At 75.0% G+C, this 26,131-nt stretch carries 28 protein-coding genes; 19 read left to right on the top strand and 9 right to left on the bottom strand.

What is annotated here, in order from left to right; genetic code table 11:
• Positions 1–54: 54 nt before the first annotated feature.
• The gene (locus tag F8274_RS03870) at positions 55–1,185 is read left to right on the top strand and encodes an MFS transporter (protein ID WP_225853591.1); all 1,131 of its coding nucleotides are present in this window, start codon (positions 55–57) and stop codon (positions 1,183–1,185) included.
• 20 nt (positions 1,186–1,205) lie between these two features.
• Positions 1,206–1,691 (top strand): ribonuclease E activity regulator RraA, encoded by a 486-nt coding sequence (gene rraA, locus F8274_RS03865; RefSeq protein WP_151460875.1) that lies wholly within the window; start codon positions 1,206–1,208, stop codon positions 1,689–1,691.
• On the opposite strand, the gene F8274_RS03860 is transcribed toward rraA, so the two are convergent.
• Positions 1,688–2,497, bottom strand: coding sequence for a hypothetical protein (locus tag F8274_RS03860; protein ID WP_151460874.1), 810 nt, complete (start codon positions 2,495–2,497; stop codon positions 1,688–1,690). The genes rraA and F8274_RS03860 overlap by 4 nt on opposite strands.
• Positions 2,498–2,571: 74 nt before the next feature.
• Between F8274_RS03860 and F8274_RS03855 the strand changes: the two genes are divergently transcribed.
• Both F8274_RS03855 and F8274_RS03850 read left to right on the top strand, forming a co-directional pair.
• Positions 2,572–3,516: a Ppx/GppA phosphatase family protein gene (locus tag F8274_RS03855; protein ID WP_151460873.1), complete on the top strand. Its 945-nt coding sequence runs from the start codon at positions 2,572–2,574 to the stop codon at positions 3,514–3,516.
• 76 nt (positions 3,517–3,592) lie between these two features.
• Positions 3,593–4,399 carry a sugar phosphate isomerase/epimerase gene (locus F8274_RS03850; RefSeq protein ID WP_192579694.1) on the top strand — a complete coding sequence of 269 codons (807 nt, stop codon included), beginning with the start codon at positions 3,593–3,595 and terminating at the stop codon, positions 4,397–4,399.
• A gap of 17 nt (positions 4,400–4,416) precedes the next feature.
• Here F8274_RS03850 and F8274_RS03845 read toward each other — a convergent pair whose 3' ends face one another.
• The 3 genes from F8274_RS03845 to F8274_RS03835 are packed head-to-tail and all read right to left on the bottom strand — an operon-like array spanning position 4,417 to position 6,455.
• Positions 4,417–4,992: a CGNR zinc finger domain-containing protein gene (locus F8274_RS03845; protein WP_151460872.1), complete on the bottom strand. Its 576-nt coding sequence runs from the start codon at positions 4,990–4,992 to the stop codon at positions 4,417–4,419.
• A 19-nt stretch (positions 4,993–5,011) separates the two neighbouring features.
• Positions 5,012–6,178, bottom strand: a complete 1,167-nt coding sequence (locus F8274_RS03840) for a glutathionylspermidine synthase family protein (RefSeq protein WP_151460871.1) — start codon at positions 6,176–6,178, stop codon at positions 5,012–5,014.
• 1 nt (position 6,179) lies between these two features.
• Positions 6,180–6,455 carry a hypothetical protein gene (locus F8274_RS03835; RefSeq protein WP_225853590.1) on the bottom strand — a complete coding sequence of 92 codons (276 nt, stop codon included), beginning with the start codon at positions 6,453–6,455 and terminating at the stop codon, positions 6,180–6,182.
• Positions 6,456–6,573: 118 nt separating this feature from the next.
• Between F8274_RS03835 and F8274_RS03830 the strand changes: the two genes are divergently transcribed.
• From F8274_RS03830 to F8274_RS03775, 12 genes are all read left to right on the top strand, one after another.
• Positions 6,574–7,494, top strand: a complete 921-nt coding sequence (locus F8274_RS03830; protein WP_151460870.1) for a proline dehydrogenase family protein — start codon at positions 6,574–6,576, stop codon at positions 7,492–7,494.
• A gap of 95 nt (positions 7,495–7,589) precedes the next feature.
• The gene (locus tag F8274_RS03825; RefSeq protein ID WP_151460869.1) at positions 7,590–8,384 is read left to right on the top strand and encodes an alpha/beta fold hydrolase; all 795 of its coding nucleotides are present in this window, start codon (positions 7,590–7,592) and stop codon (positions 8,382–8,384) included.
• The gene (locus tag F8274_RS03820; protein ID WP_151460868.1) at positions 8,377–8,946 is read left to right on the top strand and encodes a TetR-like C-terminal domain-containing protein; all 570 of its coding nucleotides are present in this window, start codon (positions 8,377–8,379) and stop codon (positions 8,944–8,946) included. The genes F8274_RS03825 and F8274_RS03820 overlap by 8 nt, the downstream gene beginning before the upstream one ends.
• Entirely contained in the window at positions 8,943–9,278 is a 336-nt protein-coding gene (locus F8274_RS03815) for a YrdB family protein (RefSeq protein WP_151460867.1), read from the top strand. The genes F8274_RS03820 and F8274_RS03815 overlap by 4 nt, the downstream gene beginning before the upstream one ends.
• Before the next feature lie 357 nt (positions 9,279–9,635).
• Entirely contained in the window at positions 9,636–11,099 is a 1,464-nt protein-coding gene (locus F8274_RS03810) for a hypothetical protein (RefSeq protein ID WP_151460866.1), read from the top strand.
• 29 nt (positions 11,100–11,128) lie between these two features.
• A complete protein-coding gene (locus F8274_RS03805) occupies positions 11,129–12,523 on the top strand; it encodes an efflux RND transporter periplasmic adaptor subunit (RefSeq protein WP_151460865.1) in 1,395 nt (464 codons plus the stop codon).
• A complete protein-coding gene (locus F8274_RS03800; RefSeq protein WP_151460864.1) occupies positions 12,520–13,398 on the top strand; it encodes an ABC transporter ATP-binding protein in 879 nt (292 codons plus the stop codon). Before F8274_RS03805 ends, F8274_RS03800 begins: the two co-directional genes overlap by 4 nt.
• Entirely contained in the window at positions 13,395–14,579 is a 1,185-nt protein-coding gene (locus tag F8274_RS03795; RefSeq protein WP_151460863.1) for an ABC transporter permease, read from the top strand. Before F8274_RS03800 ends, F8274_RS03795 begins: the two co-directional genes overlap by 4 nt.
• A gap of 198 nt (positions 14,580–14,777) precedes the next feature.
• Positions 14,778–14,987 carry a helix-turn-helix domain-containing protein gene (locus F8274_RS03790; protein ID WP_046564428.1) on the top strand — a complete coding sequence of 70 codons (210 nt, stop codon included), beginning with the start codon at positions 14,778–14,780 and terminating at the stop codon, positions 14,985–14,987.
• Positions 14,988–15,206: 219 nt separating this feature from the next.
• Positions 15,207–15,308, top strand: a complete 102-nt coding sequence (locus tag F8274_RS03785) for a 30S ribosomal protein bS22 (RefSeq protein ID WP_007465623.1) — start codon at positions 15,207–15,209, stop codon at positions 15,306–15,308.
• 120 nt (positions 15,309–15,428) lie between these two features.
• Entirely contained in the window at positions 15,429–16,502 is a 1,074-nt protein-coding gene (locus F8274_RS03780) for an NAD-dependent epimerase/dehydratase family protein (RefSeq protein ID WP_151460862.1), read from the top strand.
• Between the two features lie 122 nt (positions 16,503–16,624).
• Positions 16,625–17,707 (top strand): lysophospholipid acyltransferase family protein, encoded by a 1,083-nt coding sequence (locus tag F8274_RS03775; RefSeq protein WP_370518191.1) that lies wholly within the window; start codon positions 16,625–16,627, stop codon positions 17,705–17,707.
• Between the two features lie 21 nt (positions 17,708–17,728).
• Here F8274_RS03775 and F8274_RS03770 read toward each other — a convergent pair whose 3' ends face one another.
• The 3 genes from F8274_RS03770 to F8274_RS03760 all read right to left on the bottom strand — a co-directional run bounded on the left by F8274_RS03770 (position 17,729) and on the right by F8274_RS03760 (position 20,850).
• Positions 17,729–18,661 (bottom strand): HAD-IB family hydrolase, encoded by a 933-nt coding sequence (locus F8274_RS03770; protein WP_192579695.1) that lies wholly within the window; start codon positions 18,659–18,661, stop codon positions 17,729–17,731.
• A 57-nt stretch (positions 18,662–18,718) separates the two neighbouring features.
• Positions 18,719–19,579, bottom strand: a complete 861-nt coding sequence (locus tag F8274_RS03765; protein ID WP_151460860.1) for a DUF5667 domain-containing protein — start codon at positions 19,577–19,579, stop codon at positions 18,719–18,721.
• 290 nt (positions 19,580–19,869) lie between these two features.
• On the bottom strand, positions 19,870–20,850 hold the full coding sequence (locus F8274_RS03760; RefSeq protein WP_151460859.1) for an ECF subfamily RNA polymerase sigma factor, BldN family: 981 nt from the start codon (positions 20,848–20,850) through the stop codon (positions 19,870–19,872).
• 614 nt (positions 20,851–21,464) lie between these two features.
• On the opposite strand from F8274_RS03760, the gene F8274_RS03755 reads away from it, so the two are divergent.
• From F8274_RS03755 to F8274_RS03745, 3 genes are read left to right on the top strand one after another with little or no spacing between them, the layout of a single operon-like run.
• On the top strand, positions 21,465–23,096 hold the full coding sequence (locus tag F8274_RS03755; protein ID WP_192579693.1) for an AMP-binding protein: 1,632 nt from the start codon (positions 21,465–21,467) through the stop codon (positions 23,094–23,096).
• Positions 23,086–23,340, top strand: coding sequence for a glutaredoxin family protein (locus tag F8274_RS03750; RefSeq protein WP_151460857.1), 255 nt, complete (start codon positions 23,086–23,088; stop codon positions 23,338–23,340). Before F8274_RS03755 ends, F8274_RS03750 begins: the two co-directional genes overlap by 11 nt.
• Positions 23,341–23,361: 21 nt before the next feature.
• Positions 23,362–24,009 (top strand): HAD family hydrolase, encoded by a 648-nt coding sequence (locus F8274_RS03745; protein ID WP_151460856.1) that lies wholly within the window; start codon positions 23,362–23,364, stop codon positions 24,007–24,009.
• Between the two features lie 15 nt (positions 24,010–24,024).
• On the opposite strand, the gene F8274_RS03740 is transcribed toward F8274_RS03745, so the two are convergent.
• Together F8274_RS03740 and F8274_RS03735 are read right to left on the bottom strand one after the other, a co-directional pair.
• On the bottom strand, positions 24,025–24,687 hold the full coding sequence (locus F8274_RS03740) for a response regulator transcription factor (RefSeq protein ID WP_151460855.1): 663 nt from the start codon (positions 24,685–24,687) through the stop codon (positions 24,025–24,027).
• Between the two features lie 89 nt (positions 24,688–24,776).
• A complete protein-coding gene (locus tag F8274_RS03735; protein WP_151460854.1) occupies positions 24,777–26,081 on the bottom strand; it encodes a sensor histidine kinase in 1,305 nt (434 codons plus the stop codon).
• Between the last annotated feature and the right edge of the window lie 50 nt (positions 26,082–26,131).

The raw sequence follows: 26,131 nt of genomic DNA, 5'->3' as shown, positions 1-26,131 counted from the left end.
TCCCGGGTCCCTGGGCGCGCCCAGACCGGCCTTCTGCTCACGCACACCGTCGCGGTGCAGGCGGTCACCTTCATGCTCCGGCCGGCGTCCGCGTACCGGGCGTTGGAGCTGGACGTGCCGGGGGCGTGGCTGGGCGTGCTCGGGGCCAGCTTCGCCGTCGTACCCCTGGTGCTGGCAGTGCCCTCCGGGCACGCCGTGGACCGGCTCGGCGAGCGCCGCGTCGCGCTCGCCGGGTCGGCCCTGCTGGTCGCCGCCGGCCTCGGCTTCGTGCTGCTCGCCGGCTCGGTGGCCGGCCTGGTCCTGGCCAGCATGGCGCTCGGCACCGCGCACCTCTGCGCGGTGGTCGCCCAGCAGGCGCTGGTCGCCAACCGCACCCCGGCCGACCGGTACGACGCCGCGTTCGGCTACTACACCTTCGCGGCCTCGCTGGGGCAGGCGCTCGGCCCTGGCCTGATCGTGCTCTTCGGCGGGGACCGCACGATCCCCGACACCCGGGCCATCTTCCTCGGCGCCACGGTGGTGGCGCTGCCGCTGCTGGTCGTCGCGCTGTTCCTGCGCCCGTCCGGGCACCACCGGCAGGCCGTCGACGGTCCCGGCGCCGGTGGGCTGCGCGACCTGCTCCGCGAGCCCGGCCTGGCCCGTGCCCTCACGGTGAGCTGCGTCGTCCTGGCGGCGGTCGACATCACCCTGGTCTACCTGCCCGCGCTCGGCGCGGAACGCTGCATCGCCGCCGGTGCCATCGGCATCCTGCTCGGGGTCCGGGCGGTCGCCTCGATGGCGTCCCGGCTCCTGCTCGGCCGGCTGGTGGCGGCCCTCGGCCGGCGGGTCGTGCTGGTCGGCACCGTGGTGCTCTCCGCCGTCGGGCTGGCCCTGCTGCTGCCACCGCTGCCGTTCGCGGTCCTGGTGGTCGTGGTCGCGGTGGCCGGGCTCGGGCTGGGTGCGGGCCAGCCGCTGACCATGTCGTTCCTGGCCGAGGTGGCCCCGCCCGGGCTGCGCGGCCGGGCGATGTCGCTGCGGCTCACCGGCAACCGGCTCGGTCAGGTTCTCATCCCCAGCGCGGCCGGCGCGCTCGCCGCCGGCACCGGCGCGGCCGGCGTCCTCGGCTGCACCGCGGCCGGCCTGGCCGGCGCGGCCGTCGCCGCCACCCGCCTGCACCGGTCACCGCCCGCGGACCCGAACCCCTGAATGAGAGAGAAGGTACGACCATGGAGACCCCCACGACCGCCGACCTCTACGACCGGCACGGCGACGCCCTCGGCTCGTGCGACACCCAACTACGCCAGTTCGGCGGTGTCCGGGCCTTCGCCGGCCGGGCCGTCACGGTGCGCTGCTTCCAGGACAACGCCCTGGTCAAGTCGATCGTGGCCGAACCCGGGGAGGGACGGGTGCTGGTGGTGGACGGCGGCGGCTCACTGCACACCGCCCTCATGGGTGACCTCATCGCCGGCACCGCCGCGGAGAACGGCTGGGCCGGCGTGGTGATCAACGGCGCGGTCCGCGACGTCGTCGCCCTCGGTGCCCTGCCGATCGGCATCAAGGCGCTCGGCACGAACCCGCGCAAGAGCGCCAAGACCGGTGCCGGCGAGCGGGACGTGCCGGTGTCGTTCGGCAACTGCGTCTTCCCGCCCGGAGCCGAGGTGCACAGTGACGACGACGGCGTCGTCGTGCTGCCGGTCGCCGGGCGGGACTAGCCCTCGGTGGCCGGGTGCGGGGCGACCTGGCCCTGGCGGAGCCGGGCCGCGCAGAGTTCGGCCAGCTTCGCGTACGCGGGGGCGCCAATCAGGGCGGTCAGCTCCGGGCCGTAGGAGATGTACATCGGCTCGGCGCCGACGTGCGCGTCGGTGGAGGAGGTGCACCACCAGTCGAGGTCGTGACCGCCCGCGCCCCAGCCGCGCCGGTCGAACTCGGCGAGCGTGGAGATCAGCACCTTCGTGTTGTCCGGCCGCTTGTGCCAGTCCTGGTCGCGGCGGATCGGCAACTGCCAGCAGACGTCCGGCTTGTATTCCAGCGGGTGCACCCCGTCGCGCAGCGCCTGGGCGTGCAGCGCGCAGCCGCCCCCACCCGGGAAGTCGGCGTCGTTGAGGAAGACGCAGGGCGCGTCGACGGCGCGGGTGGCCGTCCGCCGGGCGGGGTTCTTCCCGTCGATCGTGTCGTTCTCGGTCCAGTTCTTGAAGCCCCGGCGGAAGTGCTGCCAGGTCTCCGGGGTGAGCCGCTTGACCGCCGCCCGGACCCGCTTCTCGTCGTCGCCGTCGGTGAAGAACGCGCCGTGCGAGCAGCAGCCGTCCGCGGCGCGACCCGCGACGATGCCGTGGCAGCCCCGGCCGAAGATGCACGTCCAGCGGGAGAGCAGCCACGTCAGGTCGGCCCGCACCAGGTGCTTGGCGTCGGCCGGGTCGACGAACTCGATCCACTCCCGGGGGAAGTCCAGCCCGACCTCCCGGCTGCGCGGGTCGTCAGGGTCGTCCACCAGCACGTGAAGCTCGATCTGCCCAGTCACCCGGACCAGCGTACGCGGGGTGACCCCACCCGGCTGGCGAGCCGGCGAAACGTGTTGGCCCTAGGGTCGTCAGCATGCGACTGGGTGTCCTCGACGTCGGTTCCAACACGGTGCACCTGCTGGTGGTCGACGCCCATCACGGCGCCCACCCGTGGCCGGCGCACTCCGAGAAGGTGGTGCTCCGGCTGGCCGAGCAGATCGGCCCGGACGGCGCGCTGACCGATGTGGGCGCGGACGGGCTGGTCAAGGCCGTCAGCATGGCCCGGGCCGCGGCGGACGGGCTGGAGGCCGACGACCTGCTGGCCTTCGCGACCAGCGCGGTCCGTGACGCCACCAACGCCGGCGAGGTGCTGGCCCGGGTCCGGGACGAGTCCGGCGTACGCCTGGAGGTGCTCTCCGGCGCGGACGAGGCGCGGATGACCTTCCTGGCGGTGCGGCGCTGGTTCGGGTGGTCCGCCGGCCGGCTGCTCGTGATGGACATCGGGGGCGGCTCGCTGGAGCTGGCGGCCGGCATCGACGAGGGCCCGGACGTGGCGGTCTCGCTGCCGCTGGGTGCGGGGCGGCTGAGCCGCGAGCGGCTGAAGGTCGACGCGGCCGGCATCGTTCCCCCGCCGGCCGAGGCCGTCGAGGAGCTGCGGGAGTACGTCGACGCTCAGCTCGACCCGGTGGTCGAGCAGCTCACCGAGGTCGGCTGGGAGCGTCCGGTGGCCACCTCGAAGACGTTCCGGACGCTGGCCCGGCTGGCCGGCGCGGCGCCCTCCGGGGCGGGGCTCTGGGCGCGGCGCAGCCTGACCCGCACCGGGCTGCGGCAGGTGCTCGGGTTCATCCGGCACATCCCGCCGGCCCAGCTGCCCGAGCTGGAGGGGGTCAGCGCGCAGCGGGCCCACCAGCTCCTCGCCGGGGCGGTGGTGGCCGAGGCGGTGATGCGCCGGCTCGACGTGGACAGCCTGGACATCTGCCCCTGGGCGCTGCGCGAGGGGGTCATCCTGCGCCGGCTGGATCAGCTGGCGCCGATGTGATCCTGGCCTGCCGTTCTACGTATTTTGCGGATGCTCGTCCCGATGCGCGGTGGCGGGTGCGGCTACCCTGAGGGGCGTGACTTCCCGCGTTCCGGTGCTCCTGTCCACGTCCTCGGTCTTCCCTGAGCGGACCGCGGCGGCGTTCCAGCTGGCCTCGACGCTCGGTTACGACGGCATCGAGGTGATGGTCTGGACCGACCCGGTCAGCCAGGACCCGGGCGCGCTGCGCGGCCTCGCCGACCACTACGGCGTCCCGGTCCTCTCGGTGCACGCGCCCTGCCTGCTGGTCACCCAGCGGGTGTGGAGCCCCGACCCGTGGGAGCGGCTGCGCAGGGCCGCCGAGCTGGCCGAGACGCTGGAGGCGCCCACCGTCGTGGTGCACCCGCCGTTCACCTGGCAGCGTGACTACGCCCGCAACTTCGCCGACGGCCTCGACCGGATCGCCGGCCGCTTCGACGGGCTGCGCTTCGCCGTGGAGAACATGTACCCGGTCCGGATGGCCGGCCGGCAGTTCGTCCCGTACGTGCCGGGCTGGGACCCGACCGACACCGGCTACGCCGCGTACACGCTGGACCTGTCGCACTGCGCGGCCTCGCACACCGACGCCCTGGCCATGGCCGACCGGATGGGGTCCGCTCTGGCCCACGTGCACCTGGGTGACGGCACCGGCGAGGGGCGCGACGAGCACCTGGTGCCCGGGCGCGGCGGCCAGCCCTGCGCGGAGCTGCTCCGCTCGCTGGCCGGGCGGGGCTTCGCCGGCTCGGTGGCGGTCGAGGTGACCACCCGGGGCGCGAAGAGCCGCGCGGTCCGCGAGGCGGACCTGCGCGAGTCCCTCGAGTTCGCCCGGGCCCACCTGACCGCCCCCTCCCCGGTCGACGCCTGACGCCGGGGAAGTGCCGGTCAGCTGACCGGGGTGAGCGGTTCGGGCTGGGTCGGGACGGTCACCTGGTCGCCCACGGCGGCGCGCTTGCGGGCCCGGTGCGCGGCCACGTGCGAGCGGGTGGCGCAGCGCTCCGAGCAGAACCGCCGGCAGCAGTTCGACGAGGTGTCCAGGTAGACGTTGCCGCAGCGCTCGTCGGCGCAGACCCCGAACCGGGCGCTGCCGTACTCGCAGAGCCAGACCGACAGGCCCCAGACGGCGCCGGCCAGGTATTCGGAGCTGACCGAGGCGCCCCGGCTGGTCACGTGCATGTGCCAGTCGGAGGAGTCGTGACCGGAGATGCGCGGCTGGACGGGGAACGCCTCCAGCAGCGTGTTCAGCTCCGTCACCGCCTCGGCGTCCCGGCCCGAGGTGCCGTACTCGAAGACGTCGCGCAGGCGCTTCTGCGCCCGCCGGAAGATCGCCAGGTCCCGGTCGGCGACCTCGTCGCGCATCCACGCGTTGTCGTCCGGGAAGATGGCCCGCAGGTCGTCGAGGTCGTCCAGACGGGCGTTGACGAGATCAACACCGGTCCGGGCGTACGCGTCGAAGTTCACGACCCCAACGGTAGACGACTCACGGGGTACGCGGCGCGTCGATGTAGTGGGGCAGGAACCGCGCGTAACCGTCCGTGATGAGGCTATCGCTCTCCCGGAGGCCCGCGCCGGCCGATTCGCCGTCCACGATCCAGCTGCCCAGCACCATCCGGCTGCCCCCGAATTCGGGCAGCGCCCGGAACTCCTGATAGCAGAAGCCCTCGTCGCCGTAGATCCCCGGATTGGTGATCTCGGTGCCACCGGTGACGATGCGCACCGAGCCGCCCTCCCGGCCGAGCAGCGGCTTGGCCACGTACCCGGTCATCCCGCGCGGCGAGTCGAGGTAGGCGGGGAGCAGGTAGTCGTGGCCGGGGTAGAGCTCCCAGAGCACCGCCAGCAGCGCCTTGTTCGAGAGCAGCAGCTTCCAGGCGGGCTCGATCCAGGTGGTGGGGGTGCCCGGCTCCAGCGCCGGCGGCCCGTACGGCTCGGCCAGCATCCACTCCCAGGGGTAGAGCTTGAAGCAGGTGGTGACGGGGCGGTCGGCGGCGTCGACGAAGCGCCGGCCGTCCCAGCCGACCCGCTGGATCGGCAGGAGCGTGACGTCGAGCCCCGCCTGGCGGGCGGTCTCGGCCAGGTAGCCGGCGGTGATCTGGTCCTCGCCGGACTCCTCCTCCGCGGACCAGACCACGTGCACCCGCGGGTCGTGCAGGCCGGCGCCGATCTTCGCCCAGGCGCCGACCAGCCGCTCGTGCAGGCTGTTCCACTGGTCGGCGTCCGGCCGGGTGTGCTCCAGCCAGTACCACTGCACGATGCTCGCCTCGACCAGCGCGGTCGGGGTGTCGGCGTTGTACTCCAGCAGCTTCGGCGGCCAGCTGCCGTCGTACCAGAGGTCGAAGCGGCCGTAGAGGGTCGGCGGCCCCTCCCGCAGCGACCGGGCGACCGCCTCGGCGGCCCACTCCGGGATGCCGAACTCGGCGTACCGGTTGCGGGCCACCACGTGCTCGGCCGCGGCCACCGACATCCGGTGCAGCTCCTCGGTGGCCTCCTCCAGCCGGAGCACCTCGTCCAGCTCGAAGGCGTACGCGGCGGTCTCGTCCCAGTACGACATGACGCCGCCGTCAGGCAGCTCGGTGTCGACGTACACCAGGCCCTGGGCCCGGACCGTGGCGTCCCAGTCCGGGCGCGGCGTGCTGGCCTCGCGCCGCACGTCAGCCCCCGCAGGAGGCGAGGTGGGTGCCGAAGCCGCCGCGCTCGGGCAGGGGCGCGGCGACCGGCGCCGGGGTGTCCCGGGCGGCGGCGGCCGGCGCGGGGACCCGCAGGGCCAGGGCGACCGTGTCGCCGCCCCCGCCCGCCGGACCGAGGGCGCAGTCGTCATCGTCGTCGTCGTATCCGTTGTTGCAGCCGGACAGGGCGAGGGCCAGGGCGGTCAGGGCGCCGAGCTGCACGGTGGCCGACCGGAGCCGGCGTCGGGGGCGTCGTTCCACGTGATGGTTGTAGCGGATCCCCGCCAGCGGGGCCGCCCCGCGGTGCCCGCCGGAACGCTGCGTGACGTTGCCCGCCGCCCCCCGGCGCGGGCCCACCGCCGGGCGTTACGCTCGGCTCATGCTCCGTTCCGTCATCCTCGCCGCCTCCCGGTCATCCCAGGTCGAGCGGCTCGTCGCGACGGCCCCGTTCACCCGGGACGTCGTCCGCCGGTTCGTCGCCGGCGCCGGCACCGACGACGCGCTGCGCGCGACCCGCGTACTCGTCGCCGACGGCCAAGCGGTCACCCTCGACTTCCTCGGTGAGGACACCGTCACCCCGGAGCAGGCGAACGCCACCCGGGACGAATACCTCAGGCTGCTGCGACTGCTGGGCGCCGCCGGGCTCACCCCGGCCGCAGAGGTGAGCGTGAAGCTCTCCGCGCTCGGGCAGTTGTTCGACGAGCAGCTCGCGTACGACAACGCGCGGGCGATCTGCGCGGCGGCCGACGCGGCCGGCAGCACGGTCACCCTGGACATGGAGGACCACACCACCACCGACTCGACCCTGGACATCCTGGCGAAGCTGCGCAAGGACTACCCGTCGACGGGTGCGGTGCTCCAGGCGTACCTGCGGCGGACCGAGTCGGACTGCCGCGAGCTGTCCGGCGCCGGTTCCCGGGTGCGGCTCTGCAAGGGCGCGTACAAGGAGCCCGAGTCGGTGGCTTACCAGTCCGCCCGCGAGGTCGACAAGTCGTACGTGCGCTGCCTGAACGTGCTGATGTCCGGGGACGGCTACCCGATGCTGGCCACCCACGACCCGCGCCTGATCGCCATCGGCGAGGACCGGGCCCGCTGGTTCGACCGCGGCCCGGAGCGGTTCGAGTTCCAGATGCTCTTCGGCATCCGCCCGGAGGAGCAGAAGCGTCTCGTGGGTGACGGCTACACCGTGCGCACCTACGTCCCCTACGGCGACCAGTGGTACGGCTACCTCATGCGCCGCCTGGCCGAGCGCCCGGCGAACATGATGTTCTTCGGCCGCGCCCTGATGTCGAAGAAGTGAGCTGAACGGAACGGGCCGGTGGGACGTCGTCCTGCCGGCCCGTTCCGCGTTCCGGGGCCTTGACGCCGAAAGCTAATGGCATTAGCTTTATGGCTATGACAGTTAGCCAGATGGCGCGGGACGGCGGAACCATCGCATACGAGGTGCACGGGGAGGGGCCGCTCGTGGTCCTCTCGCACGGCATGGGGGAGAACCGGGCGTCCTTCCGGCACCTGGTGCCCCGGCTGGTGTCGGCCGGCTACCGGGTCGCCTCGGTCGACGTGCGCGGGCACGGTGACTCCAGCCCGCGCTGGCCCAGCTACGCCCCCGCCGAGGTGGGCGTCGACCTGCTCGCCGTGGTCCGCGCGCTCGGCGGCGGCCCGGCCACCCTGGTCGGCAGCTCGTCCAGCGCCGCCGCCGTGGTCTTCGCCGCCGCCGACGCCCCCGCGCTGGTCACCGGCATCGTGCAGGTCAGCCCGTTCGTCGCCCCGCCCAAGCCGAACCCGCTGCTGCGGGCCACCCAGGCGGTCGTGCTGCGCAGCCCACGGCTGTTCGGGATGTTCCACCGCACCCTGTTCCCGTGCGGGCGGCCGGCCGACGACGCCGCGTACCGGAAGGAGCTGGTCGCCAAGCTGCGCGGCCGGATGGCCGCCGTGCGCGGCGTGGTGGCGCCGGTCGACCCGCACTGGACCGCGCGGGCCCGGGAGGTGCGGCAGCCGGTGCTGGTGCTCATGGGCACGAAGGACCCGGACTTCCCGGACCCCGGCGCCGAGGCGCGGGCCGCCCGCCGGCACTTCGCCACCGCCGAGGCGCGTATGATCGCCGACTCCGGTCACTACCCGCACGCCGACCAGCCCGACGCCACCGCCGCCGACCTGCTGGAGTTCCTGGCGGTGACCACCCGTGCCTAGGGCCGGCCTGACCCCGCAGACCGTGGTCCGTGAGGCGGCCGTGCTCGCCGACGAGGTCGGCCACGACCGGCTCACCCTGGCCGCGCTCGCCGCCCGGCTCGGTGTGGCGCTGCCCAGCCTCTACAAGCACGTCCGGGGCGTCGACGCGCTGCACCAGAAGCTGGCCGTACTGGCCACCACCGAGGTCGCCACCGAGCTGACCAGCGCCGCCGCGGGCCGGGCCGGCGGCGACGCGCTGCGCGCCGCCGCCAGCGCCCTACGGGAGTACGCCCGCCGGCACCCCGGCCGCTACCCGGCCACCCAGCGGGCGCCGGCCCCCGACGACCCCGAGCATCTCGCCGCCGCGGAACGGGCCGTGGGCGCCATCTACGCGATCCTGCGCGGGTACGACCTCAGCGGCGACGCGGCGGTCGACGCCACCCGGATGTTCCGGGCCGCCGTGCACGGCTTCATCACCCTCGAGGCGGCCGGCGGGTTCGGGCTGCCCCGCGACATCGACCGGTCCTTCGACGAGATGGTGGCCGCGCTGGACACCGCGTACCGCAACTGGAGGTCCCGGTGAAGGCCGCCCTGCTCACGCTCATCTTCCTGCTGGAGCTGGCCCTGCTCGCGGCGGCCGGCTGGTGGGGGTTCACCCTCGACGCCGGCTGGCCGGTGCGGCTGCTCGCCGGGCTCGGCGCGCCGCTGGTGATCGCCGTGGTCTGGGGGCTGTTCTGCTCGCCCCGGGCCGGCGTGACGCTGCCCGCGCCGGCCAAGCTGGGCGTGCAGGCGGCCTGCTTCGTCACCGGCGGGGTGCTGCTCGCCCTGGCCGGCCGGCCGCTGCCCGGCGCGATCCTGGTGGCCCTGTGGGCCCTCGACAAGACCCTGCTCACCGTCTCCGGCGAAAAGGTCTGACCCGAGCCGACCCGGCGGCCGGGCGGCGCCTCTGGTCGCCCGCCTGTCGAGCTGACGTCGCAAAATACTCACGCCGAACCCGCCGAACGTCCACGAGCACCCAGGCGCTCGTCCGCCGCCTCACCATCCTGGATCTTGGACGATTATGGCCCCTATAGGGGCCGCTTCCTACCAAGATCTCGCCGGGGGCCGTGACCAGTCGCGTGCGGCGGCGGGGAGGTCGCTGCCGGCCGCCGGGGGTCGCCTCGCGGTTGAGTCGTCCGTGACATCAGCTCGACAGGCGCCGCGACAGAGAGTTGGCTCCGGGGACGCGCGGGGAGTCTTCCCGGAACGCCCGATTGGTCGTACCCTTCGCCGGTGACCGACGGTGACCAGCAGCCCGCCGGCGCGGCGTCGAGCGGCGACGAGCCGCCGGCCACCGCGCCACGGGACGGCGACGGTCCACCCGGCCACCCGGCCCCCGCCGTCGACAACGTCCCGGCCGGAACGGCCGCGCCGAACGGCACCCGGCCAGCCGACGGCGACGACCGAACCGGGGGCACTCAACGAGCCGAGGGCCCGCAGCTTCCGGCCACCCGGCGGCGGTGGCGGCTCTGGGCCGCCGTCGGGCTCGTACTCGTGCTGCTGGCGTGCGGTGTTCCCGGCGTACTCCTGCTCGGGCTGGTGCCCGGCGCGGCCGGACGGCCGGCGGCGGAGCGGGACGACCGGGGCACGCCGGCCGAGCGGCGTCTCCGCGAGCGGATGGCGGCCCAGCTCGACCGGCAGGCCGCCGCGCTGCTCGACGGTGACCGCGCCGGTTTCCTCGCCGTCGCCGAGCCCGCCGCCCGACCGGCGCTCATCCGGCGGTACACCGCGCTGCGCGCGCTCCGGGTCACCGCCTGGCGGCCGGCGGCCGACGGGGTGCCGGCGGCGGTCGAGCGGCAGCCGGGGGAGTGGCGGCTGGCGGTGACCGTCGGCTACTGCTTCGTGGTGCCGGGCTGCACGCCGAGCAGTGTCGAGCTGGGCACCCGGTGGCGGGTGACGGGCGACGGGGAGCCCCGGCTGACCGCGGTCGAGGAGTCCCGGGCGGCCCCGGCCGGCGCGCGGCCCTGGGAGGTCAGCGACCTGGCCGTGGCGGTCGGCAAGCGGGCCGTGGTCGCCACCACCCCGGCGCTGCGGGCCAAGCTGCCCGGCCTGCTGGCTCAGGCCGAGGCGGCCGCGAAGGTCGCCGACCTGTACGCGGTGGCCGGCGCGCCGCCCGACCGCTATCTCGTCTACTACGCCGGCCGGGCCGAGTGGCAGCGCTGGTACGGGGGCGGGCGGCCGAAGTGGACCGCCGGCTACGCGGTCGGCGTCGGCGGCGGGCACCACGACGTCGTGCTGAACGCGCAGAGCCTCACCCCGACGGGCGTCGACGACCTGCTCCGGCACGAGCTGACCCATGCCGCGTCGCTGCCGGACCGGGGCTACGCGGACCGGTCGAGCTGGTGGCTCGTGGAGGGCCTGGCCGAGTACGCGGGCGCGGACGGCCAGCCGGTGGACCGCTACGAGGGCCTGGCCGAGGTGCGCAAGCTCGTCCGCGGCGGGTGGAACGGCCGGCTCGACGCGCTCGCCCCGGCCGACAACGCGGCCGACGACCGGGTGGGCGGCGCCTACGGCACCGGCTACCTGGCGGTGCGCCACCTGGTCGACCGGTACGGGGAGCAGCGGGTGCTGGCCTTCTTCCGGGCCGTGGTGCACGACCAGCGGTCGGTGGCCGAGGCCGCCGACGAGGTGTTCGGCGACCCCTGGCCGGGGCTGCACGACGACTGCGTCGCCTACGTCCGCGCGGCCGTCGGCTGAGACGTCGACGCTGGTCGACGGGTCGTAGCATGGGCCGGGTGGCCCGCACCCCCTCGCCGCGGCTGCCCGCGGCCCGCCGCCCGCGCCTCCTCGTCGCCCTGCTCGCCGTCGTCGCACTGACCGGCACCACCGCCGCCTCGTGTGGCGACGACCCGCCCGCGGTCACCGTGGCCGAGGTGGGCCGCTCTCCGGTGGCCGAGGTGATCGACGCGCCGGCCGCGGTGACCGCCCGGGCCGCCGCCACCCTCACCGCCCCGGCCGACGGCACCCTGGCCAGCCTGCGCGTCCAGCCCGGACAGCGGGTCGCCCGCGGGCAGGTGCTCGCCGTGCTCGACTCGCCGTCCGCGCGGGCCCGGTTGACGCAGGCCCGCGCGGCGCTGCGCGCCGCGAAGCGGGCCGGACCGGGAGTCGGCGCCGGCGACCTCGGTGGGAGCCGGCGGAACACCGACCGGGCCGCCGATGAGGCGTTCGCCGCCGCCCGCAAGGCGGCCGGGAAGGTCGGCGATCCCCAGCTGCGGTCCGCGCTGCTGCTCCAGGTCGAGTCGGCGCAGCAGCAGTACGCGTCGGCCGCCCGCGCCGCCGACCGGGCGGTCAACGCCGTGCAGCGCGGCGTCGCCGGGCTGAACAGCGCCGTCGGCGCGCTGTCGACCGCGCAGCGCCTCCAGGCCCAGCAGGCGTACGACCTGGCGAAGGCGACGGTCGACGCGCTGACCCTGCGCGCCCCGGTCGCCGGGGTGGTGCAGCCGGGCGGGACCCGGGCGGCCACCCCCACCGACCTCAGCGGGCTGCTCGGGGCGGCCGGAGGCGGGGTGCCCGGTCTCGACCCGTCGGCCCTCGGCGCGGCCGGGCAGGGCGGCCCGCCGGCCGGGGTGGACGACGCGGTGCCGGCCGGTGGCCGGGTGACCGCCGGCACGCCGGTGCTGACCGTGGTGGACACCGGGCAGCTGGGCCTGCTCGCCGAGGTGGACGAGACCGACGTGCTGCTGGTCCGGGCCGGGCTGGCCGCGTCGGTGGAGCTGGACGCGGTGACCGGCGCGACGTACGACGCCACGGTCCGCTCGGTGGACGTGCTGCCGACCAGTTCGGCCCGGGGCGGGGTCACCTACCGGGTGCGCCTCGGCCTCGGCGCCGGGCGGCTCGGCGAGGGGGAGGCCGCCCCGGCGCCCCGCCCCGGCATGAACGCCGTGGTCCACCTCCGCGTCCGCGAGGCGGCCGACGCGGTGGCCGTGCCCGCCTCGGCGGTCTTCTCCGCCGACGGGCGGGACTCGATCTGGCTGCTGCGGGACGGGAAGGCCGACCGGGTGCCGGTCACCGTGGGCGTGCAGGGGCAGGACCTGGTGCAGATCGTCAGCGGGGTGCGCGCCGGCGACCGGATCGTGGTGCGCGGCGCCGACCAGGTCCACGACGGCCAGGAACTCCGGTGACCGTCGCCGCGATCGAGGCGGTCGACGTGTCCCGCACGTACGAGCTGGACGGGGTGTCGGTGCCCGCGCTGCGGGGGGTGTCGCTCACCATCGGGCAGGGCGAGTACGTGGCCGTGATCGGGCCGTCCGGCTCGGGCAAGTCCACGCTCATGCACCTGCTCGGCGGGCTGGACCGGCCGACCGGCGGCCGGCTGGTGATCGGTGGGCGGGACGTGGCCACGCTGACCGCGCCGGAGCTGGCGACACTGCGCAACGAGACCATCGGCTTCGTGTTCCAGGCGTTCCACCTGCTGCCCCGGACGTCCGCCGTGGACAACGTGGCGCTGCCCCTGGTCTACCGGGGTGTCGGGGCGCGGCAGCGGCGGGAACGCGCGGCCGCGATGCTCGGCCGGGTCGGGTTGGGGCACCGGCTGGGCCACCGCCCCAACCAGCTCTCCGGCGGCGAGCAGCAGCGGGTGGCCATCGCCCGCGCCCTGGTCACCGACCCGGCGGTGCTGCTCGCCGACGAGCCCACCGGCAACCTGGACAGCGCCACCGGCGAGGCGGTGCTGGAGCTGCTGGAGCGGCTCAACGTCGAGTCCGGTGTGGCCCTCGTGATGGTGACCCACGACCCGGAGGTGGCGGCCCGGGCCCGCCGGCGGGTCGCCGTCCGGGACGGGCTGATCCGCTCCGACACCGTTCATGATCGACCGCTGTCGGGCGGCGACGGTCGACCTGAGACACTGGACGCCGCTCCCAGCGCGGAGCCCCGGTCCGCGTCCGGAAGCGGCCCGGGGCACCCGTCCGGTGGCTCCGGTGGCGCCACCGGAGCCACCGGACGCCTTCCGCGTGCTGGTGGGACCGGTGGCCCGGGCGGGCCCGGGGGTGCCGGGTGAGGGTGGCCGAGGCCTGGCGGGTGGCGCTGGACGCGCTGCGGGCCAACCGCTTGCGCAGCGCGCTCACCATGCTCGGCGTGATCATCGGGGTCGCCTCGGTGGTGCTTTTGGTGGCCATCGGCACAGGCACCAAGCAGAAGGTCGAACAGCAGGTGGAGGGGCTCGGCTCGAACCTGCTCCTCGTGGTGCCGGGCAAGCTCGACGTCGGCACCGCGCCGGTGGTCTCGCCGCTGGACCTCAAGGACGTGGACGCCGTCTCCCGGGTGGTCGGCGACCCCGGGCGCGTGGCCGTCACCATCGCCTCCGGCGCGACCGCCCGGGCCGGCACCCGGTCCGACTTCACGACCGTCCAGGGTGTGCTGGAGACCACGCCGGCGGTCTTCACCCGATCGCTGGCCCGCGGCCGCTACCTGACCGGCGCGGACGTGGACACCAGCCGCCGGGTGGCGGTGCTCGGCGCGTCCGTGGCCCGGGCGCTCTTCCCCGACCGGGACCCGCTCGGCCAGCAGGTCACCCTGGCCGGGGTCCGGTTCCGGGTGATCGGCGTCTTCACCCCGCTGGGCCAGAGTCTCGGCGTGGACCGGGACGACGAGGTGCACATCCCGGTGACCGCCGCGCAGCGGCTCTGGGGCACCCAGCGGATCGACGGCATCGCCGTCAAGGCGCCCGACCGGGAGCGGATCGACCAGCTCGGCGATCGGATCGTCGCCGAGCTGTCCCGCCGGCACCCGGACACCGAGTTCAGCGCGGTCACCCAGCAGCAGATCCTCGGTGTGCTCGGCGACATCCTCGGCGTGCTCACCGGGGTGCTGGCCGCCATCGCCGGCATCTCGCTGCTGGTCGGCGGCGTCGGCGTCTCCAACATCATGCTGGTCTCGGTGCGCGAGCGGACCCGCGAGATCGGCCTGCGCAAGGCGGTCGGCGCGCGGCCCCGGGACATCGGCGTGCAGTTCCTGCTGGAGGCCGTGCTGCTCACGTCGATCGGCGGGCTGACCGGGATGGCGCTCGGGGTCGGCACCGCGCTGCTGGTGGACGCGGTCTCACCGATCCCGGCGGCCATCACCTGGTGGTCGCTGGCGCTCGCCTTCGGGGTGTCGGCGGCCGTCGGCATCGTCTTCGGGGTGGTGCCCGCCCAGCGCGCCGGCCGGCTCGATCCCGTCGTGGCCCTGCGCGCCGAGTGAACGGGACGCTCCACCCGTCCGGGCGAAAAACACCAGCTCAACCGGGGGAGAAGGTGACCCGTCCATGATCAAAGGAAGGAAGGGATCGCGCCGGTCACAGCCGTCCCGCTACCGTACTGGTAACACGCGCGTCGCTCGTCGTGGCGGGAGCAACCTGTCCGGCGGCACGCGCCGGGCATGGGAATGGGTCGGTGAGCCATGGCCGGGTCGCAGTCCGACGCTCGACTGTCGGATGTCAGGTTCCTGACCGTCGCCGAGGTGGCGACGGTCATGCGGGTGTCGAAGATGACGGTCTACCGTCTCGTGCACAGCGGTGAGCTGACCGCCGTGCGGGTCGGCCGGTCGTTCCGGGTGCCCGAGCACGCCGTGCACGAATACCTCCGGGGCGCCTTCCAGGAGACCGCCTGACACGTCGCCGGCCAGGCCGGCGAGTGCGACGTAACGGGCATCGACGGGGCCGCGTTGGTCCTGCTGACGCACTCCGGCTACCCTGGACCCCGACCGTGACCGCATCCTGGTGTGCCCTGCCCACCACGCTGGTCCGGTCCGTTGTCCGCAAGCGGTCACCGACACCACCCCCTTGGTGTCTGCCGGTCCGCCCCGCACGTTGCATCGAAAGGCTGTCGTATGGGCTCGGTGGTCAAGAAGCGCCGCAAGCGCATGGCTAAGAAGAAGCACCGCAAGCTGCTGCGCAAGACCCGCGTCCAGCGTCGCCGTCTCGGCAAGTGACCCGGGCCGGGCTTCCGCCCGGCACCCGGCACCACTTGCCATCTGTCGACCCCCGGAGGCTCAGGTGATCAGGCCGCGGACATCCCGGCTCGATCCCGCCTGCCGGGCAAGGCGCACGGCATGACCCCCGGTGGCACCCCAGGTGCTCCGGGGGTCGTTGTCGTGACCGGGGTCGGCCGCTACCTCGGCGCGCACGTCGCCGCCCGGCTCGCCGCCGACCCGCGCATCGACCGCGTCATCGGGGTCGACCCGGCCAGCCCCAATCCCGAGCTGGCCGACCTGCTGTCCGGCGTCGAGCGGGTCCGCCTCGACCTCGATTCGCTCGGCGGCCTCCTGGTCGACCTCGACGTCGACGCCGTGGTGCACCTGGCGCTGGTCACCGCCCCCGACCCGCAACAGGGCGGCCGGGCGGCCATGAAGGAACAGAACGTCATCGGCACCATGCAGCTCCTCGCCGCCTGCCAGCGGGCGCCCCGGCTGCGCAAGCTCGTGGTCCGTTCGTCGACCGCCGCGTACGGGGTGTCGTTCCGGGACCCGGCCGTCTTCACCGAGGAGACCGAGCCGCGCGAGGTGCCGCGCGGCGGTTTCGGCCGCGACATCCTCGACATCGAGGGGTACGTCCGCGGGTTCCGCCGCCGCCGGCCCGACGTCACCGCGACCGTGCTGCGCTTCGCGCCGTTCATCGGCTCAACGGCCGACACGACGCTCACCCGATACTTCGCCCAGCCGGTGGTGCCCACCGTCTTCGGCCGGGACCCGCGGCTGCAGTTCGTCCACTTCGACGACGCCCTGGAGGTGCTGCACCGGTCGGTCGCCGAGGACCACGCCGGCACCTACAACGTCGCCGGGCCGGGGGTGCTCTCGCTGTCCCAGGCCATCCGCCGGGCCGGACGGGTCGCCATGCCGGTGCTCGAGCCGGGTCTCGCCGGGGTGGCCGCGATCGCCCGCAGCATGGGCTTCGGCCGCTACGGGCTGGACCAGGTCGACCTCTTCGTGCACGGTCGGGTGGTGGACACCACGAGACTGGAGCGCGAGTACGGCTTCACACCCCGCTCGACCGCGGCCGCCTTCGACGACTTCATCCGCGCGCACCACGGCGGGGTGGTGGTGACCCGCGACCAGCTCGCCACGGCCGAGCAGTTGGTGCTGGAGGGCATCCGGCAGGTCCGGGCGGCCGTGCGGGAGCGCCCGTGAGCGCGGCCGAGGAGCGGGGCGACGCGCGCTACGACGTACCGCTGACCGTGCCCGGACCGGACGCGGAGCCGGCGCGGCGCAACGGGCACCGGCGGGCCGCGGCGGCCGCCGCCGAGCCGACGATGAAGGCCGCGCCGGCGGCCTCCGACGAGCCGGACACCTCCGCCGACGAGCCCGCGCCGGCCCCCAGGACGGGCGACGCCGTCCCGAACAAGCCCGTCGCGAAGAAGGCCATGGCCAAGAAGGCCGTCGCCAAGAAGGCCGTCGCCAGGAAGGCCGTCGCCGGGAAGCCGGCGGACGGGCCGGCGGAACGCGGGGCGGGCGACCTGACCCCGCCCGGACCGGCGGTGGCGGACCGGCCGGGGGACCACTGGGACCGGAAGGTCGCCAAGGGGCTCGCCTTCCTGCGGCGGCGGCTGGCCGGCGACTACGAGGTGGACGAGTTCGGCTTCGACCCCGACCTGACCGACGCCGTGTTCCACCCGCTGGTCCGGCTGCTCTACCGCGACTGGTTCCGCACCGAGGTGAGCGGCGTCGAGCACGTGCCCGCCGAGGGGGCCGGTCTGGTGGTCGGCAACCACTCCGGCACGGTGGCGCTGGACGCGCTGGTGCTCGCCACGGCGCTGCACGACCGGCACCCGGAGCGCCGCTACCTGCGGCTGCTCGGCGCCGACCTGGTCTTCCGGATGCCGGTGGTCTCCGAGATCGCCCGCAAGACCGGTGGCACGGTGGCCTGCAACCCGGACGCGGAACGGCTGCTCGGCAACGGCGAGCTGGTCGGCGTCTTCCCGGAGGGCTTCAAGGGCGTCGGCAAGCTCTACGCCGACCGCTACAAGCTCCAGCGCTTCGGGCGGGGCGGTTTCGTCTCGGCGGCGCTGCGCACCGGCACGCCGATCGTGCCGGTGGCGATCGTCGGCGGCGAGGAGATCTATCCGATGCTCGCCGACATCAAGCCGCTGGCCCGGCTGCTGAAGCTGCCCTACTTCCCGGTGACGCCGACCTTCCCCTGGCTGGGGCCGCTGGGCATGGTGCCGCTGCCGAGCAAGTGGCTGATCGAGTTCTGCCCGCCGATCCCCACCGCGCACCTGCGCGACTCGGCCGACGACCCACTGGTCGTGTTCAACCTCGCCGACCAGGTGCGGGAGACCATCCAGCAGACCCTGCACCGGCTGCTCGAACGCCGGCCGGACCCGTTCGGCCCCTGACCCGCGAGCCGGGGCCCGGCGTCAGTCGACGCGCTGGCGGCGGCGGTGCAGGGCCAGCCCGGCGGTGACCGCGCCGGCGAGCACCCCCGCGGCGGCCGTGGACGGCACCGCGATCTTCACGGCCCGCCGCCCGGTGCGGAAGTCCCGGACGTCCCAGCCCCGCTCGCGGGCCCGCCGGAGCAGCGCCGGATCCGGGTTGACCGCCACCGGACGCCCCACGGTGGAGAGCATCGGCAGGTCGTTGGCGGAGTCGCTGTAGGCCGCGCAGCGGCCCAGCTCCAGCCCCTCCACCGCGGCGAGCTGGGTGATCGCCTCGGCCTTGGCCGGCCCGTGCATCAGCTCACCGACCAGCCGGCCGGTGTAGGCGCCGTCGACCACCTCGGCCACCGTGCCGATCGCCCCGGTCAGGCCGAGCCGGGTGGCGATGACCCGGCCGATCTCCACCGGGGCGGCGCTGACCAGCCAGACCCGCTCGCCCGCGTCGAGGTGGCGCTGGGCCAGCTTGCGGGTGCCGGCCCAGATGCGCGGGGCCATCAGCTCGTCGAAGATCTCCTCGGCGAGGCGTTCGACGTCGTCCACCCGCCAGCCCTGGACGAAGGCGAGCGCGGCCTCCTTGGCCTGCGACATGTCCCCGGCGTGCTCGGTGGCGAACAACCGGAACTTGGCCTGCTGCCAGGCGAACCGGGCCAGGTCACCGGTGGTGAAGTACTTCCGGGCGGCCAGGCCGCGGGCGAACCAGTAGATCGACGCGCCCTGCATCATCGTGTTGTCCACGTCGAAGAACGCGGCGGCCGTCGGGTCGGGCGTGGCGGTGACCGGGGGCGCCTCTGGGGTCTCCGCCCAGCCGGCGGTGTGGCCGTGGACGTCGGTGCTGACCGTCACCTTCCGGCTCCGGGTCACGACGACCTCCCCTCGACGACCGCGTACGCCACTTCCGAGCCTATCCGGCGGGATGTGACGGACGGGTGTCCGGCGGGAGAAGTGTGGCGTGGACGGCTGTCCGGGCCGCGGTCAGCGGTCGCCGGGGCAGGCGGCCGGGGCGGGCCCGAGCGCGTCGCTGGCCGCCGGGGCCGGCAGCCCGCAGGCGATCGCCTCGCGGAGCGCGTCGGCGCGCTGGCCGGCCGCGTCCAGCAGGGCGAGCGAGCGGCGGGTGCGGTCCCGGTCGGCGTGGTCGGACCGGTCGAGCAGCCCGCTGACCACCCGGCGCTGGCCGCCGAGGAACGTGTCGACGGCGTCCAGCGCGGCCGGGTCGGAGCGCTGCGCGGCCACCGTGGTCAGCAGGCGGACGCCCTGCCGGGTGTCGGCGTCCATGTCGTCGAGCACGGCGCTGAAGCCCAGCCGGTCGTCGCGGACCGTGGCGGCCTCGTCGAGCCGGGTGCGGGCGAAGTCGAGGAAGAGCTGCCCCCGGCTGATGTCGGAGCTGGCCAGGGCGAGCTGGGCGCGCTCGGTCGAGCGCTTCATGCCGTAGAGGGCGTCGCCGGGCAGGGCGTTCTCGCTGGCGGCGGAGATGCCGGAGAGGGCGATCGCGCCGGCGGCCACGCCGACCAGGATCGCGCCCCGGGCCCGGGCCCGTCGCCCGGTCATGGCCGGCAGCAGCGAGCCGCGAACGCCGGTGGCGGTGCCGGTTTTCGCCGGGGCGCCGACGCCCTCGCGCTCGACGGTGGCGACGAGCATCGCCCGCAGCCCGGTGCGGAATTCGGCGTCCACCTCGACGTCGGGCCGGTCGGCGGTGAGTCGCCGGCTCACCGCGACGAGCGCGGTGAGTTCGTCGTCGGCCCGGGAACGGACGTGGTGCCGCCGGCCGCCGTTGGCCTCGTCGAGGAGCTGCGCGAAGCGCTCGGCACGCCGACGGGAGAAGAGGTCGCTGTCCACCGCAGGCACCCCCTCTCGCTGGTCACGGCCGCGTTGGCCGTCGTCGTCACCAGCGACCGGTGGCAGCGTGAGGCCGAGGGTCGACCGGGACGGCCGACCTGACCCGCCGGACCGGGTGGCCCGGGGGACGCCGGGACAACCACTGGTCGCACCCGGAGAAACGGTTCGCGGCGGTCGCCGGTTACGGCCCGGTCGGTGGCGAAATCACCAAGAGTGATCGCGGTCACGAGCTGCGGAGGGTACGTTCGCCCGCGCCCGGGTGGGTCGCCGGGCGGCTGGAGCGGGTCGGGTCAGGGCTGGAAGCCGTCGGGCAGCAGCCGGGCCAGGGCCCGGACCGCCCGGTACTGGAGGGCCTTGATGGCGCCCTCGTTCTTGCCCATGGCGCGGGCCGTCTCGGCCACGGAGAAGCCCTGGAGGAAGCGGAGCACGATGCACTCCTGCTGCTCCGGGTTGAGCTGCTTCACGGCGGTGAGCAGGGCGACGTTGGTGATGTGCTCGACCACCGCGGCCTCCGGGCTGCCCTCGGGCCCCCGGTCCTCCCGGTCGGCGTCGAGCACGTCGCCGGTGGTCACCTCCAGCCGGTAGCGGCCGGACTTGAAGTGGTCGGCGACCAGGTTGCGGGCGATGGTGACCAGCCAGGCGCCCAGGTCGCGGCCCTGCCAGGTGAAGCTGCCGATGCGCTTGAGCGCCCGGAGGAACGTGTCCGAGGTGAGGTCCTCGGCGAGCTGGCGGTTGCCGACCCGGAAGTAGACGAACCGGAACACCGTGTCGACGTAGCGGTCGTAGATCAGGCCGAACGCCTCGGCCTCGCCGGCCTGCGCCCGCTCGACCAGCGCCCAGACCTCGGTGGCCGGGTCGGACGGGTCGGGGCGGCTCGGGAAGCCGGTGGCCGGGACGACGGCGGCCGGAACGGCCGGCAGCACGGCCGTGTCGCCGGCGGCCACCGCGGGCAGCACGGCGGTCTCGGCGGCCGAGGGCTCGCTGTTCGCCGCGGCCTCGCCACGCCGGCCCTGGGCCGGCATGGTCGGCCGGGACGGGGCGCCGAGCCGGCCCGCGGCGGGTTTCGCGTTGCCGCCGGGCACCGCCGGGCGAGCCGGCGCCTCGTTGTGGTGTGTGCGGTTGCGGACGCGCCGCCCCTCACCGCGGACCGCGAGGCCGCGTGTTCCGTCGGCGGCGGCCCGTGGAGCGGGCTCCAGGCGCTCGTTCATGGGTGTTCGCTGGGCGGGGCCGGTCACCCCGGCCGGCCGGTCCGCGTAACCGAAGGTGGTCACCGCGCCTCCCCGATCCAGGCGGGGCAGGGCCGCACCGGGCGCCGCGGCGTCGCGGCGGGACCGGGTACGCCCCGGCCGGGCGCGGCGGTTTCGGGACGGGCCGACGGGCGGCACGTCCGCTTGAGGTGCTGGTCCAATGCGCTCACAGGCACGGGGGCCTCCTCGGGCTGAGGGGTGTCGACTCACGGCAAATGGGGTGAGCCGACCCGAGTGATGATAGGGCCAACGTCACCCGCGCGTGGCAAGTCCGTTACACAGAGCGGAAGTATTTCCGGTCCCGTCGCACAATTGGCGGACGCCTTGTCCGTCGTGTGTGGTTGACTTTCGCGCCGTCACCTGGTCCGGAGTGGAAAGTCCTGGTCGGAGCCAACTTTCTTGCATCCTCGGCGTGTCGTGGCGGCGGCCCGGCCGGGCCGGTTCCGGCTGCCCGGGGGACCGCGTCCGCCGACCGGTGGAGGACCCGTCCCACATTCGAGAATCCCGCATGGCGGGGTGGACAGTCCCGTGCAGGGGACGCCGGTCCGGCGTGTCCGGTGAACGGGCGCGCCGCCACGGGGCGCGGCCCGGCGTTCGGGCATGGCCGGGGGGACGCCGCTGTGCCAGACTCAGCCACCGTGCAGGACGCAGCCGACAGCTCCGCGCCGAACCTCGCCGACCGGCTCCGCCGGGCGGCCGCCGCCCACGGTGACCGTCCCGCGCTGCACTGGCGCGACCGGACGCTGACCTGGTCGGCCCTGGACACCTCGGTCACTGCGACCGCCCGCGCGCTGGCCGCGGAGGCGCCGCCGTCCGCCCCGGACGGCCGGCCCGCCCGGGTGGCGATCGCCTTCGGCAACACCCCGGACTTCGTGGTCACGTACCTGGCCGTGCTCCGGGCCGGCCTCGTGGCGGTGCCGGTCAACCCCGGCTTCACCGCCCGGGAGCTGCGGCACGTGCTCACCGACTCCGGGGCCGCCGTGCTGGTCGCCGCGGCCGAGGTGGCCGGCCGGGTGTCCGCCGGCGACCTGCCCGCGCTCCGCGCCGTCCACACCACCCCGCCGGTCACCGACGGTGACGGGGCGGCCGGGTTCCCGGCCCGGGGCGGCGACGACCTCGCCGTCCTGCTCTACACCTCCGGCACCGAGGGCCGCCCCAAGGGCGCCATGCTGTCGCACCGGGCCCTGGCCGCCAACCACGCCCAGGTCGACCGGATCGACCCGCCGGTCGTCGGGCCCGACGACACCGTGCTGCTCGCCCTGCCGCTGTTCCACGCGTACGGGCTGAACTCCGGGCTCGGGGCCGTCGTGCACCACGGCGCGACCGGGGTGCTGGTCGACGAGCCGGGCCCGACCGGGGCGCTCGACGAGATCGCCCGGCACCGGGTCAGCGTGCTGGTGGGCGTACCGTCGATGTTCCTGGCCTGGGCCGACGCGGCGGGTGACCGGCCCGCGGCGCTGGACTCGGTGCGGGTCGCCGTGTGCGGGGCGGCGCCGCTGCCGCCGGCCGTCGGGGGCCGCTTCACCGAGGTGACCGGGCACCCGGTGCACGTCGGGTACGGGCTCACCGAGACCGCCCCAGTGCTCACCTCCACCCTGGTCGGCGGCGAGCCGAAGCCGGGCTCCATCGGCCGCCCGCTGCCCGGCGTCGAGCTGCGCCTGATCGGGGCCGACGGCGCCGAGCTGTGGCGCGACGGGGTGCCCACGGTCGAGGAGGACGACGACGAGCTGGACCTCTCCGACGACCCGACCGGCACCGACCCGGGGCAGATCGTGGTGCGCGGCGCCAACCTGTTCGACGGCTACTGGCCCGACGGGCGGGGCGGCCCGGACCCGGCCGGCTGGTGGCCCACCGGCGACGTGGCGTACGCCGACGGCGACGGCGACCTGTTCCTCGTCGACCGGCTCGGCGAGCTGATCCTCGTCAACGGCTTCAACGTCTACCCGCACGAGGTGGAGCAGGTGCTCCAGGCGCATCCCGGTGTGGCCGAGTCGGCCGTCCTGGGGGTGCCGCACCCGCGGACCGGCGAGACTGTCGGGGCGTACGTGGTGCGGGCGGCCGGCTCGACGGTGACGGCGGAGGAACTGCTCGGGCACTGCGCGCGTAACCTGGCCCGGTTCAAGTGCCCGACCGCCGTCGAGTTCGTCGACGACCTGCCCCACTCGGCGATCGGCAAGGTACGCAAGACCGAGCTCCGCCCGGCGGCGCACCGGGTGCCCGCGCCCGCGCCGCCGACCGAGATCCGCACGGAGGTTCCCGATGTCCAGTGACGCCCGGCTCACCCTCATCACCCGGCCCGGCTGCCACCTCTGCGAGGACGCGAAGGCGGCGCTCGACCGGGTGGTGGCGGTCACCGGGGACCGCTGGGTCGAGAAGGACGTGACGGGCGACCTCGACCTGGAGCGCGACTACGGCGACCGGCTGCCGGTGGTGCTGCTCGACGGCAAGGAGCACGGCTACTGGCGGGTCGAGGAGGAGCGGCTGCTGCGGGACCTGACCACCCCGCAGCTCTGACCTGCCCCTTACAGTGCACCGATGACCGCTGCGCGCCGCCACCTGGTGTGGGACTGGAACGGAACCCTCCTCGACGACCTCGACCTGGTGGTGCGGGCCACCAACGTCGCCTTCGCCAGCGCCGGGGGCCCGGCGGTCACCGCCGACGAGCACCGCGTCCGGTTCCGCCGCCCGATCGCCGACTACTACGCGGAGATGCTCGGCCAGGCCATCGACGACGAGGCGTTCGGCCGGCTCGACCGGGTCTTCCACGAGGCGTACCGGGCCGGGTTGACGAGCTGCGCGCTGGCCGCCGACGCGACCGCCGCGATCGCCGCCTGGCCGGGCAGCCAGTCGCTGCTGTCCATGTGGTTCCACGACGAGCTGGTCCCCACCGTGCACACGTACGGGCTGACCCCGCACTTCACCCGGGTGGACGGGCTGCGGGCCGCGATCGGCGGCGGCCCGAAGGCGGAATGGCTGGAGAAGCACCTCGCCGAGCTGGGCCTCGACGGCCGGCACGTCGTGCTCATCGGCGACTCCCTCGACGACGCCGACGCCGCCCTCTCCGTGGGTGCCCGCTGCGTCCTCTACACCGGCGGCCTGTCCGACCCGGCCCGCCTGCGCACCTCCGGCCACCCGGTGGCCGACACGCTCACCGAGGCGGTCACCCTCGCCCAGGCGTGCTGACCGGCGCCGCCCGCCTCAGGCGCGGAGGTGGGTGAGGACCGCGAGGACCCGGCGGTGGTGGTTGGTGGCGTCCGGAGGCAGGTCCAGCTTGGTGAAGATGTTGCGGACGTGCTTCTCGACGGCGCCGTCGCTGACCACGAGCGCGCGGGCGATGGCGGTGTTCGAGCGGCCCTCGGCCATCAGGGCCAGCACCTCCCGTTCGCGGGGGGTCAGCTCGGCCAGCGGGTCGTTGCGGCGGCGCCGCACCAGGAGCTGGCTGATCACCTCCGGGTCCAGCACCGTGCCGCCGGCGGCCACCCGGGCCAGCGCGTCCAGGAACTCGTCGATCGCGGCCACCCGGTCCTTGAGCAGGTAGCCGATCCCGCCCCCGCCGGCCCCGCCGCCCGTGGTCGCCAGCAGGTCGTCGGCGTACGACACCTCGACGTACTGGGAGAGCACCAGCACCGGCGTACGCGGCACCCGCCGGCGGGCCTCCACGGCGGCCCGCAACCCCTCGTCCGTGTGCGACGGCGGCATCCGCACGTCCACCACCGAGACGTCCGGCCGGTGCGCCACCACCGCCTCGACCAGGGCGTCCCCGTCACCGACGGCGGCCACCACCTCGTGTCCCGACTCGGTCAGCAGCCGCACCAGCCCCTCCCGGAGCAGTACGGCGTCGTCCGCGATCACCACCCGCATGGGTCCGGTGTCTACCACGTCCAGGACCCACAGTGCGGCCCTCATCCGGTCCGGAGCGCCGCCGGAGGCCGAATCACGGGCGTCGGCTGTCACCGGGGAAGTTCCGCGTGGATCCGGGTCGGTCCGCCGCTCGGGCTGGCCACCTCCAGGGTCCCGCCGGCGGCCCGGACCCGGTCGGCGATGCCGTTCAGCCCGTGCCCCTTGGCCAGGTGGGCGCCGCCGATCCCGTCGTCGGCCACGGTGATCTCCAGCCGGCCGACCTTCCGGGTCACCTCGACCCGGCAGGCGTCCGCCCGGCTGTGCTTCGCGACGTTCGTCAACGCCTCGGCCACCACGAAGTAGGCGGTGCTCTCCAGCGCCGGGTCGAGCCGCCCGCCGGCGGTGCCCAGCTCGTCGTCGACCACCAGTTCGGTGGGGACCAGGGCGCGGGCGGCCAGCGCGGCCAGGGCGCTGGGCAGGCCCCGGTCGACCAGGATCGGCGGGGCGATGCCCCGGGAGAGGGCGCGCAGCTCGTCGAGGGTGTCCCGGGTCTGGGTGACCGCCTCGTCGAGGGTCCGCCGGGCCGCCTCCGGGTCGGCGGCGAGCTGCTGGCGGGCCCGGCTGAGGTCCATGGCGAGGCGGACCAGGCGCTGCTGCGGGCCGTCGTGGATGTCCCGCTCCAGCCGGCGTAGGGCGGACGCCTCGGCGGACACGGCGGCACGCTTCTGCTCCTCCAGCGTGGTGATCCGCTGCCGCATCTCGGCCACCCCGGTCAGCAGCGAGTAGGCCAGGCCGCCCTGGATCTTGGCGCAGGCCCGGGCCACCAGGGGCAGGGTGAACAGGGCGAACACCCCGATCGCGGAGTTCAGGGCGATCCGTGCCCCGGTCCCGTCGCCCATCCCGAGGAGCTGGCTGAGGTCCTGGTCGCCGGGGCCGCGCGGGATGGCCCAGTCGTACGCGCCGTAGAGCGTGCCGGTCAGGGCCAGCGCCCACCAGACCACCACCACCACGAAGGTGGGCAGGGTCACCACCAGCCGCACGAAGGCGTGCAGCAGGTCGAGCCAGGACTGCGGGTCGCGCATCGGGGTCAGGACGCGCCGCCAGTAGCCGGAACCCCGCTGGGGCGCCAGGTAGATCGGGCGGACCCGGGGCTTGCGGAGCACTGCGGGCAGGCGCAACCGCTCCAGGTCGGCCAGCCCCCGGGCCACGTACAGGGTGCCGGCGAGGACCGGCAGGCCGAGCGTGGTGACCAGCAGCCCGGCGGTGAGCGAGATCCCCGCCACGGCGAGCACGAAGCCGACCAGCGCCAGCGGGAGGCTGAAGAGCACGTAGCCGGAGTCGCTCAGGAGTTGGCGGACGAGGCCCCGGACGGGTGTGGTGGGGGTGGGCGCGGCGCCCAGCGGTACGGCGGTCATGTTTTGAGGCTATGGGCCCGGGGCGGCCCGACCCATCCCGTGCGCGGGCC

The organism is Micromonospora sp. AMSO31t, assembly GCF_008868175.1.
In the GTDB taxonomy this organism is placed as follows: domain Bacteria; phylum Actinomycetota; class Actinomycetes; order Mycobacteriales; family Micromonosporaceae; genus Micromonospora.
This window is presented reverse-complemented; position numbering and strand designations above follow the sequence as displayed.

Coding starts and splice junctions, on each gene's coding strand:
- rraA (WP_151460875.1), top strand. CDS start 1,206: ATGGAGACCCCCACGACCGCCGACCTCTACGACCGGCACGGCGACGCC.
- F8274_RS03855 (WP_151460873.1), top strand. CDS start 2,572: ATGCGACTGGGTGTCCTCGACGTCGGTTCCAACACGGTGCACCTGCTG.
- F8274_RS03830 (WP_151460870.1), top strand. CDS start 6,574: ATGCTCCGTTCCGTCATCCTCGCCGCCTCCCGGTCATCCCAGGTCGAG.
- F8274_RS03825 (WP_151460869.1), top strand. CDS start 7,590: ATGACAGTTAGCCAGATGGCGCGGGACGGCGGAACCATCGCATACGAG.
- F8274_RS03805 (WP_151460865.1), top strand. CDS start 11,129: ATGGGCCGGGTGGCCCGCACCCCCTCGCCGCGGCTGCCCGCGGCCCGC.
- F8274_RS03790 (WP_046564428.1), top strand. CDS start 14,778: ATGGCCGGGTCGCAGTCCGACGCTCGACTGTCGGATGTCAGGTTCCTG.
- F8274_RS03785 (WP_007465623.1), top strand. CDS start 15,207: ATGGGCTCGGTGGTCAAGAAGCGCCGCAAGCGCATGGCTAAGAAGAAG.
- F8274_RS03780 (WP_151460862.1), top strand. CDS start 15,429: ATGACCCCCGGTGGCACCCCAGGTGCTCCGGGGGTCGTTGTCGTGACC.
- F8274_RS03775 (WP_370518191.1), top strand. CDS start 16,625: ATGAAGGCCGCGCCGGCGGCCTCCGACGAGCCGGACACCTCCGCCGAC.
- F8274_RS03750 (WP_151460857.1), top strand. CDS start 23,086: ATGTCCAGTGACGCCCGGCTCACCCTCATCACCCGGCCCGGCTGCCAC.
- F8274_RS03745 (WP_151460856.1), top strand. CDS start 23,362: ATGACCGCTGCGCGCCGCCACCTGGTGTGGGACTGGAACGGAACCCTC.
- F8274_RS03740 (WP_151460855.1), bottom strand. CDS start 24,687: ATGCGGGTGGTGATCGCGGACGACGCCGTACTGCTCCGGGAGGGGCTG.
- F8274_RS03735 (WP_151460854.1), bottom strand. CDS start 26,081: ATGACCGCCGTACCGCTGGGCGCCGCGCCCACCCCCACCACACCCGTC.